This is a genomic window from Spirosoma taeanense (assembly GCF_013127955.1).
GTDB lineage: Bacteria > Bacteroidota > Bacteroidia > Cytophagales > Spirosomataceae > Spirosoma > Spirosoma taeanense.
In genome coordinates, this window is the sequence record NZ_CP053435.1 from 3027732 (window position 1) to 3041532 (window position 13801).

Annotated in this window: 10 protein-coding genes; 1 reads left to right on the forward strand and 9 read right to left on the reverse strand. The window is 53.9% G+C overall.

Translation table 11 applies throughout. From position 1 onward, the window contains the following. Positions 1-72: 72 nt before the first annotated feature. The 4 genes from HNV11_RS12760 to HNV11_RS12775 all read right to left on the reverse strand — a co-directional run bounded on the left by HNV11_RS12760 (position 73) and on the right by HNV11_RS12775 (position 7118). Positions 73-3300, reverse strand: a complete 3228-nt coding sequence (locus HNV11_RS12760; RefSeq protein ID WP_240163411.1) for a cyclic nucleotide-binding domain-containing protein — start codon at positions 3298-3300, stop codon at positions 73-75. 101 nt (positions 3301-3401) lie between these two features. After that, a complete protein-coding gene (locus HNV11_RS12765) occupies positions 3402-4448 on the reverse strand; it encodes an adenylate/guanylate cyclase domain-containing protein (RefSeq protein WP_171740031.1) in 1047 nt (348 codons plus the stop codon). Then, positions 4445-4825: a response regulator gene (locus tag HNV11_RS12770; protein ID WP_171740032.1), complete on the reverse strand. Its 381-nt coding sequence runs from the start codon at positions 4823-4825 to the stop codon at positions 4445-4447. Before HNV11_RS12770 ends, HNV11_RS12765 begins: the two co-directional genes overlap by 4 nt. Before the next feature lie 40 nt (positions 4826-4865). Continuing rightward, positions 4866-7118 (reverse strand): tetratricopeptide repeat protein, encoded by a 2253-nt coding sequence (locus tag HNV11_RS12775; protein WP_171740033.1) that lies wholly within the window; start codon positions 7116-7118, stop codon positions 4866-4868. A gap of 482 nt (positions 7119-7600) precedes the next feature. On the opposite strand from HNV11_RS12775, the gene HNV11_RS12780 reads away from it, so the two are divergent. Next, entirely contained in the window at positions 7601-8554 is a 954-nt protein-coding gene (locus HNV11_RS12780) for a DUF4382 domain-containing protein (RefSeq protein ID WP_171740034.1), read from the forward strand. Between the two features lie 67 nt (positions 8555-8621). On the opposite strand, the gene HNV11_RS12785 is transcribed toward HNV11_RS12780, so the two are convergent. Genes HNV11_RS12785 through HNV11_RS12805 form a run of 5 tightly spaced genes read right to left on the reverse strand, consistent with a single transcriptional unit; the run spans position 8622 to position 13711 of the window. Next, a complete protein-coding gene (locus tag HNV11_RS12785; RefSeq protein WP_240163412.1) occupies positions 8622-9893 on the reverse strand; it encodes an alkaline phosphatase family protein in 1272 nt (423 codons plus the stop codon). Positions 9894-9949: 56 nt separating this feature from the next. Further along, the gene (locus HNV11_RS12790) at positions 9950-10720 is read right to left on the reverse strand and encodes a LytR/AlgR family response regulator transcription factor (RefSeq protein WP_171740035.1); all 771 of its coding nucleotides are present in this window, start codon (positions 10718-10720) and stop codon (positions 9950-9952) included. 41 nt (positions 10721-10761) lie between these two features. Then, positions 10762-11778 carry a sensor histidine kinase gene (locus HNV11_RS12795; protein WP_171740036.1) on the reverse strand — a complete coding sequence of 339 codons (1017 nt, stop codon included), beginning with the start codon at positions 11776-11778 and terminating at the stop codon, positions 10762-10764. Next, positions 11759-12451 carry an ABC transporter ATP-binding protein gene (locus HNV11_RS12800; protein WP_171740037.1) on the reverse strand — a complete coding sequence of 231 codons (693 nt, stop codon included), beginning with the start codon at positions 12449-12451 and terminating at the stop codon, positions 11759-11761. Before HNV11_RS12800 ends, HNV11_RS12795 begins: the two co-directional genes overlap by 20 nt. Positions 12452-12454: 3 nt before the next feature. Further along, a complete protein-coding gene (locus HNV11_RS12805; protein WP_171740038.1) occupies positions 12455-13711 on the reverse strand; it encodes an ABC transporter permease in 1257 nt (418 codons plus the stop codon). Positions 13712-13801 lie beyond the last annotated feature (90 nt).

Below are 13801 nucleotides of genomic sequence, written 5' to 3' on the forward strand. Positions count from 1 at the left end.
CTGGATTGGAACAGCTTGCTGCGAAGCCCAATAGGCCACCCAGGCGAAACGACTCGAGAAGAGAACTCTTGCTTACGGTGCGGTGGGAACGGATGCGGACAGCGTTCGTAAAGACTCGTTCTGCCGACGTAACCGCTGGCACAGCACCCGGATAATGTTCTGCAGCACCTCGCTGCGCTCTTCCATCAGATCGTAAAAATCATCCTGATCAATGCGGAAAGCCATAACGTGGGTGAGTGCTACGGCCGTGGCCGAGCGGGGTTCGGCGTCCAGCAGGGCCAGTTCACCGAAAAACCCGCCTTTCCGGAAGGTAGCTAACTGTTCCGATTCGTCGTAAATGGCTACTTCGCCATCGTAAATAATGAACAAACTGGTACCGGTTTCGCCCTTCGCAAAGACTTCCTGCCCTTCATAGTAGGTCACCTCATGCATGATGACGGCGATGCTGCTGAGCACGTTCTCGGGTGTATCGGCGAACAGAGCCGTGCGCTTCAGGGCAATAACGCGGTCAATAGCCGAAATCTGGGCGGTGGTCGTGTGTTTCATGAGTATCTGGTCTGGATATGACTGGCTGGCCAGCAGGCCCGGATGGCTGGACGATAGCCGCTGTAATGCATCGGATGCGGTCTCACGAATTAATTCGCTGTCCGTATTCAGAAACGGCGTTAAATAGTGAATTGTCGACCGAGAAGGCATCCACAGGCGCAGAGCCTGACTGATTGTCCATTCCGTAAAAACGGCTTCGCCCTGTTGGATAATATACGCCGTAATCGGCTCGGTATCCTGAAGCGGGGCCGTCAGTTTACCCAGCATGCGCAGCTTATCGCCTACTGGCAGGTCGTCTACCAGCGCCTGCAGACTCTGGTAGGTAGCGCGGGGAATCAGGTTCTCAAGCATTTCGAGTGCGTTGGCTTTCCGGTCGCGAGTCGCATGCGCTACGCCCCGCTGGGCGTCGGCAATCAGATGCGGGTCGTAAAGTTGTCGAAGCAGACCAAATACGCGCTGCTCCAGTAGAGTCAGTTCATACGCTAAGCTGTCAATCAACGCCACATCCGATTCCACGTCAATCCCGATCAGCAGCCGCTGCGCCAGCTGCCACTCTTCCGCCAGTAAATCCTGGAAATGAGCCGCATCGGCCGGCTCGGGCGCGAAGCCATGCAGCGACCGCAGCGCGGCTGCCCGCCAGAACAGGTTGGTCACCTGCGTCAACTCAATCAGTAACTGCCGACTTTCGGAAGCAGCAATCTGGCCGCATACCCCAGCAAGGCGCCGAATGAACAGCGGGCTGGCCGTGGACTGCACAGCGGCCCGCAGGTAGGGCACTGCCGCCGTACCCGAATGAATTAGACTCCGGGCAGCTACGCGCCAGAGCAACGGGTCTGTCAGAAGCGCAACAATTTTGGGCGTTACGTCGGCACTGGCCATCTGGCCGGCGGCCTCAACAGCAGCCTCCCGCAGGCTTACGTCCTGGCTGGCCAACGCTGTCTCTAATAACTGGCGCTGGGCTTTTGGGACAAAAAAGGTAAGCAGCTCCAGCGCAGCGATCCGATCTGTCGGTTCGTCGGTCGTTGCCAGCTCTGTCAAATACTGATAAGCGAGCGGGTCAGAGGGATTTGCTTCCAGCCGCCCCCGGATTGCCCCGGTGCGTACTGCCAGATCGGAATGTTTCAGCAAGCGGTTTAGTTCATCCTCCCCGCCGTCCGGGCGGTACGCCAGCCAGTAGGCGGCTGTTTGGCGCAACCGGGCTTCGGGGTCGGCCGTCAGCAGGGCATGCAGCAACTGCCGGTCGGCCTGTTCGCCCAGAATAGCCAGTGCCCGCGCCCGCACCTGACTGTCCGTATGCCGAAGCAGATATGAAGCCTGCGCATTGAGACTGTCGGGGTCGTGCTGCTGAAACCAGTCAAGGGCGTGCAAAACCTCTTCTGGCCGGGAGCTATGCAGGTTTTCTGCCAGCACATCCTGAGCCGCTACGGGCAGAATCAGGTCGTCGCTGGCCAGAAACCGGCGCTCCAGGGCGTCTTTAAGCGTGTTGAGGTAATGGTGGTATGTCCGATACAGAAAATACAGAGCCGCTGCCATAAACAGAGCCATCCATATAAATGGCACCCAGTAGGCAACCGTGGGCAGGCTATTCAGAATCAGCAGCAGCAGGCCGGCCAGGGCCATACCAGCTGGTTCGTAAAACCCTTTTACCAGTGTATGCCCCTGCAAACGGGCCTGGGGGGTTAAGGGCTGAAACAGAACCAGGAATATGGGATCGAAAACCGACCGGCGAAGTACCTCCAGCAGCAGATACAGCCCACAGAAATAAACCAGCAGACTCGTTTCGCTGACGCCCAGCGCCAGCAGAGCGCCGAACAGGCCAATCCCCAGCAGAGCACTCACCGGCAGCACCGCCAGCGACCAGCGAACCCCGATCCGCTCGAACGTTTTTCGGGACAGCATCAGCTTGAAAATCAGCGCGGATAAATACGTGAGCATCAGCACAAAGCCGATATACTGCATTACGTCACCCTGGTGATGAAATTTCTGTTTGACGTTAATAAAGAAAAAATACTCCACGCTCGTCACCACGCAGGCAATGGCCGCCAGACTCAGACACATGGAAAATACCAGCTCATGACCGCCAAACAACTGCCGAACGAACGGTGGCGACGTTCGTCGGCGGAGCCGGGCTTTGGCGGGTGCTACGCCAATGGCGTGTGACCGGATCGTAAACCGCAGCACGTACATAGCCACCCCATAAGCTAGAAAAGCCGTCAGCAGCAGCAGATAGAGATCGTCGTGATCGTGCACAATGACCGACAGAAGCGCGCCCAGGGCTTTGGCGGGCATATCGCCAGAGCTGATGACACTGAACAGCCGCTTGCTCTGCCGCACGTCGAACACCACCGCCGATATGCCCCAGAATTCCAGATTGGTCAGCAGATAGATTACCCGGTAACCGGCCATGATGGCGATGGCTGATGCGATGGAATGCCCGAACAGCACCAGCAGGCCCAGCACAAACGTACAGACCACAACGGCCAGCAGCACCCGCACGGCCAGCCGACGTAAGAGCAGGTGATGTTCAAAATAGGTATACAGCTTACCGACGCCCATCATGGCCAGGGCTGCCGTCAGGTAGGCAATGGGCAGGCTGGTCCGGGGGTTGTTTTCGAGGAGGATAACATTGGCCGACACGTAAACCAGAATGGTACCAATGCCCAGAAAAAAATTATGCAGAAAAAACAGCCAGACTGTAGAAGCTTCGGTTGTGCGAACGCCAATAGAACGGTACCAGACCTGAGCAGATGTCATTTCGTTTTCAAGCAGAATTAGGTCAATTTTAACCATTTATCCCACACGAATGACGTCAGGACTGCAAAATTATACCCATCGTAAACGGTGAGTGCTGTAAATTACTCCAGCACTGCATACACCAGAACAGGCCTGGCTTTGTTTTTCAGGCTGACCTCCCCGATCCGTTCGCATTGAAACGACTCGCTGATCTGCTGATAGGTCTGGTCGGTGACCAGAATCTGGCCGGGGTGCGCTATCGACTGAAGGCGCTGCGCCAGGTTAACCGTATTGCCAATAACGGTGTAGTCGAACCGGCGCAGCGTCGCCGATCCGATGTTGCCCGACACCATTTCGCCCGTGTTGATGCCAATAGAAACCTCCGGGCGAAATGCAATGGTGCTGGGCAACACGTACGTATTATCCCGGATTTGCTGACGAACCGCCAGAGCCGCGTCAATTGCCCGGTCCAGATGGTGTTTGCCCTGAAAAACGGCCATGACGGCGTCGCCGATGAATTTATCGACGTAACCGCCCTGGGCAATCAGTTCTTTTACCATCTGATCGAAGTATACATTCAGCAGGGTCACGACCTGGTTAGCCGGCATGTTCTCGGAAATAGCAGTGAACCCGCAGATATCAATGAATATGACCGTTGCATCAACCGTCTCGCTGGTCAGCAGCCGGTCTTCGACACCCGGCCGGGCCATGAAGTTAATTACAGCTTCGTCGACGTACATTTTCAGGATATTGTTTTCCTGAATGGCCCGGAGCGTTTCCTGCATCCGGCTGACCTGCTGAATCGTCTTATCAATAGTAATCTCCAGGTCGGTGAAATTGACCGGCTTACAGACAAAGTCAAACGCGCCCCGGTTCATAGCCGTCCGGATGTTGTCCATATCGCCGTAGGCCGAGACGATGACGGTTTTTAGCAGACTATTCAGTTCGCCTAACTTCGTTAGCAGCGTCAACCCGTCCATAACGGGCATGTTAATGTCACTCAGAACAATATTTACGTCGGGGTTCTCGGCAATTTTATCCAGCGCTTCCTGCCCGTTCGTCGCAAAAATAAACTCGTAGATATTCTCACGAATTTTTCGCCTGAATTTTTGCTTGATGAGTAGCTCCAGATCCGTTTCGTCGTCGACAACTAAAATTTTGGTGCTCATAACGGATTGAACTGATTGAGTTTATCTTTTAACTGAGCGAAGTCGATGGGTTTGGTCAGAAAGTCATTCGCCCCGTAATCCATGGCCTGCTGGTAACTCTGCGGGTCGCCATAAGCCGTTATCATCACGACGACCGGGGCTGGCACGATTGGTTGCGCCCGAATATGCCGCAGAAGTTCCAGCCCACTCATACCCGGCATGTTGATATCCGACAGGATCAGTACGGCCTGGGCACTGTGTTCATGTAGGTATTCAAGAGCGGTCTCGCCAGAATTGGCAAAACTAAACAGCAGCTCGCCACTGCGAATTTCGCGCCGAAACCGTTTTTCGAACAGCAACTGCATATCCGCTTCGTCGTCTACAATCAGAATGTTCATAGAATCAGAGTAGGGTTAGGTTGACATGGACTTGATATGGTCAGGACACAGCCATTTCTACCGCTACGGGTAAGGTAATAATGAACTCCGTAAATTCTCCTTCTTTTGTGTCGACGGTCAGTGTGCCGCCATGCCCTTTGGTGATAATATCATAGGAAAGAGACAGCCCCAGGCCAGTTCCTTCGCCTGTTGGCTTGGTCGTAAAGAACGGCTGGAATATTTTCTGCTTTACCGGCTCAGCGATGCCTTTCCCGTTATCACGTACCCGAATTTCTACCCCCGCCCGGGTTCTGGCGGTGCTGACCGTTACGGTTGGTTTGTAGTCGTCGGCGGATTGGTGCTGCTTCTCCCGCACCGTATAAAACGCGTTCGTAAACAGATTCAACAGGACCCGACTAATCTCCTGGGACTCTACGCTGACCTGGCCCAGGTTGGGGTCCAGATGGGTTACCAGCGTAGCATTAAACTCTTTGTCTTTAGCCCGAAGCCCGTGGTAAGCCAGCCGGAGATATTCCTCCGCCAGACTGTTAATATCCGTAGGTTGAGGTTGCCCCGAGCTGGCGCGGGAATGCTGCAGCATGCCTTTCACGATGCTGTCGGCCCGCTTGCCGTGATGAACGATCTTCTCCTGATTCTGAGCCAAATCGGTCATGAGTTCCTGAAAATATTCTTTGTCGGCTTCGGGCAGGTCCAGTTTCTGTAGCTCATCCAGAGTTTCCTGACAGAGCTCGGCCGACACTTCGGCGAAGTTGTTAACGAAATTCAGCGGGTTTTGGATTTCGTGGGCGATACCGGCCGTCAGTTCCCCCAGCGACGCCATTTTTTCGTGCTGGATAAGCTGCGTCTGCGTTATTTTCAGTTCAGCCAGTGTGCGCTGTATTTCTTCTTTCTGCTTCTGGAGCAAGGCGTTGGCTTTGTGTTTGGTGCGGAAGGCAATAAAAGCAACAATTGCCAGGCTTAAGGTTAGGAGCAGGCCCACCAGCAGGGCCAGTTGCCGGGTCTTTGCCACGGCATTTTCCTTTTGTTGCTCAGCCTTAACCGCCTGCTGTTTTTTATCGAATTCAAAATTGAGGGTCAGCTCGGTAGCTTTCCGGATATTGTCTTTGCTCCGTATGGAGTCAGCGATTGCCGTGCCTGTTTTGAAGGCGCTTAACGCGCGGCTAAAGTCTCCGGTTTTTTCGTAGCATTTGGATAACTCCTGATACGCCTGCTCAACCTGATCATCATAAATATCGGCGTCTTTGATCGCCTGGAATCCCTTTTCGTAATACGGTATGGCAGCCTGATAGTTTTTCATCATATTCTCGATAGCCCCCATCGTGTAATACGCCTGAAAACTGTTCAGTGGCTGTTTCGACAGGTTGGCAATGGGAATAGCCTGTCTGGCCAGCGCCCTAGCGTCCGAAAACTTCTGCCTGTGCGCCAGCGCGTAGGCCGCGTTCGACAAGCCAGTCGCGTGCATACCCTGATCGCCCATCTGTTTGCCGAGCGCAGCCGTTTTCAGGGCATATTCATACGACTTGACGTATTTTCGCTCACTCTGGTATAAGGTAGACAGGTTGGAGTAGGCGTACAGCTCCACGTTTTTGATAGCGGCCTGCCGGGCTAAACTAATCGCTTTGAGCAATGTTTGTTCAGCCCGGGTCGTATCGCCCGTAGTCTTGTAGGTAATGGCTAAATTGATGAGCACATAGGCCTGCATATTTGCATTCTTTGCTGTCTCGGCCAGGACCAGCGCTTTCTGGAAATAAGTCAGTGCCTGCGAGTAGTTCGACAGCATCTGGTACGAAACCGCCAGATTCTGGTAGGCCCGGCTCAACGATTTATTATTGCCGGTCTGCTGGGCGATTTCGCGCGATTTATCAAAATAATAGATGGAACTGTCGTACTTGCTCTGCATGCCATACATCATCCCGTAGCCGGAGTACATATCGCCCAGATCGCCCAGATTCTTAAGCGCTCGGAAGTCTTCCTCCGCTGCCTTCAGGTTTGCACTGGCAGCTGAAAATTCACCTTTATAACAATAGGCATTGGCGGCCTCCAGACGCGCCCGGGCTTCGCCCCGTTTATAGTTAATAGCCCTGGCCTGCTCGATCGTTCGTTTGCTTAAGCTCAGGGCCGAGTCGATATTGACTTCAACCAGATAGGAAAGTTTTTTATTGATCAGATTGATCCGTCCCGTATCCGTTGTTGCTTTCGCAATCAGCCGATCTAAACTGTCAAGCTTACGCTTCTGGGCATAGGAAGACGTAACACAGTAAGTCAGCAGCACGAGAACCATGAACCCCTTCATATAGATTGCTCCGGTGTACGCTTTAGATTTTTAGACGGGTATACCAACAGCCCGACGCGCCAAGCATGGCACATACCGCCAGCCACATATTTCCTGATCACAGAAGCAGGAAGGCGTATTCTGTAAATATACAGATTCAGTTCAATCCTCAACAGAACTGCCTTTCATTCAAAGGAATGGACATTAAATCTTTACTTGAAGGTAAGTCCTCGCGGCTTCAGCGACGCTGACCTATGCCCAACCTTTAGCTCTTTTTTTAATGGATTAATCTCTTTCGGAATCAGTAAGCGCGGCCCAATACATACCGTTAAATCAACAAATATTAGGGAACGGCGCACTCGGAATGCTCACTTTAGCGTATGTTTGAAGCCTCGGATGAACATTTAACGGGCGGCTATCGAAACAACTCTACCCTTACAGATTACTCTTTCTTAAACTGTAAGACCGGTTTATTACTCCATTCAATTCATTACAAAAGGTTTATGAAAAAAGTCTGTCGCAGCGTTCGGTATCTGCTTATTTTCTTTGCTCTGGGTTCCGCCGGAGCCTGCACCCGGAGTGCCAGTGACCCGCAGCCGGTGGGAAGCCCCACGGGGCCGTCGGGTACGGTCTCTCTTGAGTTAACGGACGCTCCAATTGACGATGCCAGCGTGCAGGGTGTGTTCGTTACTGTCGCTCAAGTTAAGATCGACGGGAAGGTTTTCCCGGCTTTTACCGGCAAAAAAACCATCAACGTTCTGGCGCTACAGAATGGCAACGTTGAGTCGCTGGGGCTGAGCCGCCTGGAAGCCGGCACCTATAGCAACATCTCACTGGTACTCGACTATTCGACCGATGCCAGCGGGAATGCGCCGGGCTGCTACGTTCTCTCAACGGGCAATCAGAAATACAACCTTGCCGAAGGCGGCAAACAACAGGTTGAGCTTAAAGCGGCCAAAGCTCTCGACGTAAAGGAGAATGCGCAGACCAGCCTGGTGATGGATCTCGACCTCCGGAAAGCGGTGAAAGACAACAACGGGGCAAGCGCCGGTGGTTATCAGTTTGCCAGTGAAAATGAACTGCAGTCGATGGTCAGGCTGGTGAGCAAAGAGCGGACGGGGGCCGTAACGGGTAAGTGTAGCAATACAGGCTCAAACCGGAAAGTGGTCGTGTTCGCTTATCCGAAGGGCCAGTTCAACAAAAGCGCCGAAGTAAACAGCCAGTTTCAGGGGGCGGTTACCAGCGCAGCCGTTGATGGGAATGGTACTTATAAGCTTTCTTTCCTGGAAGAAGGAAATTATGAGCTTTATTTTGCGGGTTACCAGACAAGCCAGAATGCCACCACCTTCCAGGGCTTGCTCCAGCTAAACGGCGCCCTGAACCTGAACAGCGTATCTGTTAAGTCAGGCGCTGAAGTCAGACTGGATGTGAGCCTGGGTGGCTTACTGAGTTTATAATCAGCGACCGAACACGCTTTCAACAATCCGCAAGGTTTATGCAAACCTTGCGGATTCTCGTTTATCTCTACTCCTGTTTGGGTTTTTCGAGTACAACCCACCGGTTAACGCGGTTAGCGGGTCCTTCCAGCACCACTTTATAAAACGTAGAAGGAAGCTGGCTTACGTCAACAACGGCCCACTCCTGACCAAGGGGCACCTCGCCCAGCAGGTGATACTGATCTGTTCCGCCGGTTTCGAACTGATTGGTCGACGTTACCCAAATTTTCACCGTCTCGCCGGGTTCCAGCGACTGCCACGTAATATCGAGCTTGTCCTGAACGTAATTAACCGCCAGGTCCATTATGGAAACCGGCCCGATCAGCGACGTGCCGTCCAGTTCCTGCGCGACATCGTTCGGCAGGGTTACGTTCAGGAAGCTTGCCAGCGTTGGCATGATGTCGACAATCCCCGGCTGCGTGGCCCGCGCATACGCGTTTACGTTGGCATAGTTCGTTACCAGCCAGGTGTTCCGCTGCCGGGGCGATTGCCCGCCGTGGTTTTTGCCGGTCTGTTCGTCGCGGCCGTGATCGGTCGTAACTAGGAGCAGCCAGTCTTCCGGAAAGTGCTGCTGCCGATACTGAATGGCGGCCCACAACCGACCAATCTGCCCATCCATCATTTCGACAGCCGCCCGGAAGGGTTCACTATCACCGTAGCGGTGACCCATGTCATCGGTAAATTCGAGGTACACCCAGGATAAATCCGGCCCCTGCCGACGAATCAGGTTCGCTGCATCACTAACGACCTGCTCATCGATCCGGTGCATATACTGTTTCTCCGGATCTTGCGGAAACCGGACCGTATCCAACTCATAGCCGTCGAAGTGATAATCCAGTTTAAAATGACTGGTTTGCGCCAGTCCTTCGCCCAGCAGCCTGGTTCGGTTATCGGTCCAGCTGGAGAAGACGGCGGTCGTTCGAGTGGGATACTGGGTTTTGAACAGCCGAAAAATCGTGGGGTAGTGGTAGTTCGGTGACTTGATGGCGTTGTCCCATACGTTGTGTTTGTTAACCCACGTACCCGTCAGCAGACTGTTGTAGCCAACGGCCGAAATAGTCGGCGTCTGGGAGTAGGCGCCTTTCTCACCACCAACGTGCGCCCGCAGATACCGGCCCTGCTGAGCGATGGCCCGCAGATTGGGCACGCTTGCGGTTTGGATAACATCGGCGGGGATACCATCAACAATAACGAAAATAGCTTTACGCTGTCGCTCCTGCGCTAGGGCGGAAGAGTTGACGGATACGGTTATTACGGTCAATACGCCTACAAGTAAGCCTTTCTGTATTGGAGACATCATGCTGGAGTCGTTCAATCCGACGGCAAGCTAACAGCCATACCGCTTTCTTCCCAGACTCATTCCTCAAACCACTGCCGAAACAGCGGAGCTTTTTCTTTGCTGATAGTCAGATCGGGTGGGTCGTTGGGTTTTTTAAGCGTTAGCAGCAGCTTGCCTGTATCAAGCGGCCGGTAGCTGACAATGGCGTCAATATGCACCAGATACTGACGGTTTGCCCGGAAAAACAGAGCTGGGTCGGTCAGTTCTTCCAGCTCATCAAGGGTGTTATAATCAGTTATCAGCCGCTGCCCGTCCACTGTATGCAGATAGATCACTTCATGGCGGGTAAAATACGCGACCTGCTCCTGCGGTATGGGTACAATCTGTCGGAGATGATGGCCCATAAACCGACGTTTATACAGTCTGACGTTTCGCTGGCCCGTTAAATCCGAGAGCAAGTCCTGAAACTGCTGCCTGAAGTCGGCCCCGCTCAGCTGCCAGCGATGAAACTTGGCCAGGGCCGCTTTCAGCTCATCCGGTTCAATCGGTTTCAGCAGATAGTCCAGACTGTTGAGCTTGAAAGCCCGGATGGCGTAATCATCGTAGGCCGTCGTGAAGATGATGGGACCGTTGAGATCCGTCTGCTGGAAGGCTTCGAAACTCACCCCATCGGATAGTTGAATGTCGGCGATGGTCAGGTCGGGCGGCTGGTGAGTACGCAGATAGTCGCAGACGCTCTGAACACTGGTCAATGGCCCATCGATAAGGGCCGTTGGCTCCAGTTGATGCACCAGTTTACGGAGCTGTTTTCCGATCAGCGGCTCGTCTTCAATCAGCAGAATCGTCATGTAAAGAAAGGCGAATAGCCAGATTTGGGGTTTTGTCGGGCTTAGAGTAGCGGCACGCGCACCCGGAAGCGGTCGCCGTCGTCCAGCACCTCAACGGGCTGCTGGCTCAGGTAGCTATACAGCAGCCGAAGATTGGTCAATCCCTGCTGGTTCGACGTTTCGACCTGTCGTTTGCGTTGAACCCGATTCTCTACGTTCAGATAGGCATCGTCGGTAGCCGCGCAGATCTCCAGCGGATGCGCTTCGTTGATCACGTTGTGCTTGATGGCATTTTCGATTAGCACCTGGAGCGTAACCGGCACAATCGATTTGTCCAGGGCGTCCTCGGCGATCTGAAACGATACGTTCAGCGTGCCGTCGAAGCGCGTTTTCAGGAGCGACACGTAATTATCAACGAACGCCAGCTCCGTTTCGAGAGATACCAGCTCCTTGTCCTTATTCTGTAATACGTACCGGAATACCTTCGACAATTGGCGCAGAAACTGCCGGGCCAGCACCGGATTTTCGTCGATCAGGCTATCGAGCGACGACAGGCTGTTGAACAGAAAATGCGGATTTAACTGATTCTTCAGGTTGTCGTACTGCACCTGCGATTTTTCCTTTTCCAGCCGGGCCGCCCGCAGCACATTCTCCTGCCAGCGCTTGAATAGATAGTGAGCAATGAACCCCAGGCTGATGACCACATTGGCCAGAAAGATACCCGTGCTCAGCGCAATGAGTGTCAGGCGGTTTATGGACAGCGCCAGAGCGGGCAGAATCTGATCGACAATCAGCAGACCGCTCAAAATCATCAGCGTTTTCACCACACCCCAGCCACCGAGCAACTGAATCAGGATGCGTCGGCGGGCGCTTCGCTCGAACGGCACGTGCCGGTTCAGCCAGTCGTTGAACGCGTAGTGAAAGGCCCACACCACGTTCATCAGAATCAGCGTCAGCACAAACAGCAGCAGTTGCTGCCTCCAGTTGATGGTCGGCAGAACCCAGGCCCGGCCAGCGATACCCGCCAGAGCGACGTAAACGAAGGCCAGTTCGACGTATTTATTGAATTTTATTTTCATGGCTGGCAATGATCTTACCGTCCGACATTTCAATGATCCGGTCGCAGCCCTCGGCAAAATCGGGGTCGTGCGTAACAGCAATGATGGTCTGGCCCTTACCGGCCAGCTCCCGGAAAATACTGAACACGTTCTCGGTATTGGCTTTGTCCAGATTACCGGTCGGCTCATCGCCCATAATGATCGTCGGGTCGTTGATCAGCGCCCGGGCAATGGCTACCCGTTGCTGCTGCCCACCCGACAGTTTGCTGGCCGGTTTGCGGGCGTGCTCGGCCATGCCAATCAGCCTGAGTTTTTCCATGGCCCGTTCTTCTACCTCTTTTTCCGGATACCGCCCCAGCTTTAGCCCCGGCAGCATGACGTTCTGCAGGGTCGTAAACTCGGGCAGTAAGAAGTGAAACTGAAACACAAACCCCAGGTGTTCGTTCCGGAAGTGTGACAGGAAATCCTGACTGCGTCCGACCAGCTTCGTACCGGCCAGTTCAATACTGCCTTCGTAGTCGGTATCCATGGTCGAGAGCAGGTACAGCAGCGTCGATTTGCCACAGCCTGATTTACCCACAATCGCCAGAAACTCACCCTGCTCTACCTCGAAGGTTACATCGTTCAGGACCTGAAACTTCTCGGGGTCGTAGAAATACTTGCTCAGGTGACTGGCTTTCAATACAGTAGCCATACATTATCCTCTTAAAATCGAAACCGGGTCCACCTGCGCGGCCTTTCGGGAGGGGAAATACCCCGCCAGTACGGTTGTGATGACGCCGAACAGAATCCCCATGATGTAATATTTGACGGCAAAAATTACCGGAAACGTTTTGATGCTCAGAAAATCGCCCGCATCGAACGGCGTTACCGACAGCAGTGAACTCAGCACGAACCCAACCAGCAGCCCCATCAGCCCGCCCGTCAAACCAATGAATACCGCCTGCAGCAGAAAAATAGCGACGATGTCCTTCCCATCGAAGCCGGTGGCTTTCAGAATGGCAATGTCTTTGATTTTGTTGATGACGGTCATGTTCATGATGTTGTAGATGCCGAAACCGGCAACCACCAGCAGCGTAATCGACACGACATACGTTAGCACGTTCCGGATTTTTTCGCCCGCCAGAATCGCCGTGTTGGCCGTTGCCCAGTCCTCGGTATAGTAGCCATAGGTAGCCCGCAGCCGCCTGCTGACCGGAATAGCCTGCAGCGGGTCGATCATTTTGATGTGGATGTCCGTAATGTAGCTGGGATCTTTCTGGAGCATTTCCTGCACGGTTGACAGATCGGCGTAGCTCTTGGTGTTATCGACCGTGCCGATGCCGAACCCGAACGTTCCCACTACCCTTAGGATGCGCGTTCCGCCAATGGGCGTCGTTACGGCCACTTTGTCGCCGGTCCGGACGTTGAGCTTCCGGGCCAGCGTAGCGCCCATAATCAGGCCGTCGGGGTTGGTCTGCAACGCCCGGATGCTGCCCGACTTAAGCCGGGAGCGAAGATTATACAGCCGGTTTTCGCGGTCAATATCCACCCCTGAGACAGTCCCCGAAATCTGGATGGGTCCGTTGTTGTAAAACACCTGCGTGGCCACCTGTGGCGATACACCCAGCACGCCCGGTTCGCGCTCGATGCGCTCCGCAATGACGAGCCCGTTTCTGAGCCGGGCCTGCTCATCTTTCGGTTTCTGGTGATAGATAACGTTGAACTTGTCTGCACCCGGTTTCAACTGCTCGATCAACCCCGGCCGCTGGGTGTTGACCTCATTATACATTCGGATGTGCGGACTGGCGTCCAGCGCCGAATCCTCCAGAAACTGGTTGACCCCCTGCATGAAGGAGATCATGGTGATGAACATGGCAATGCCGAACATCACCCCCAGCATGGCAACGAGGGTCTGCCGTTTCTTGGCCAGCAGGTGCGTCCGGGCAATCTGGGAAGCGATTCGGAGGTTCATGAGCGATCAACGAGTGAAAGGGCGAACGAGTGAACGGCGAACGGATGGGATTAGCAGAACGCTCTTTCACTCATTCACTCGTTCGCTCAT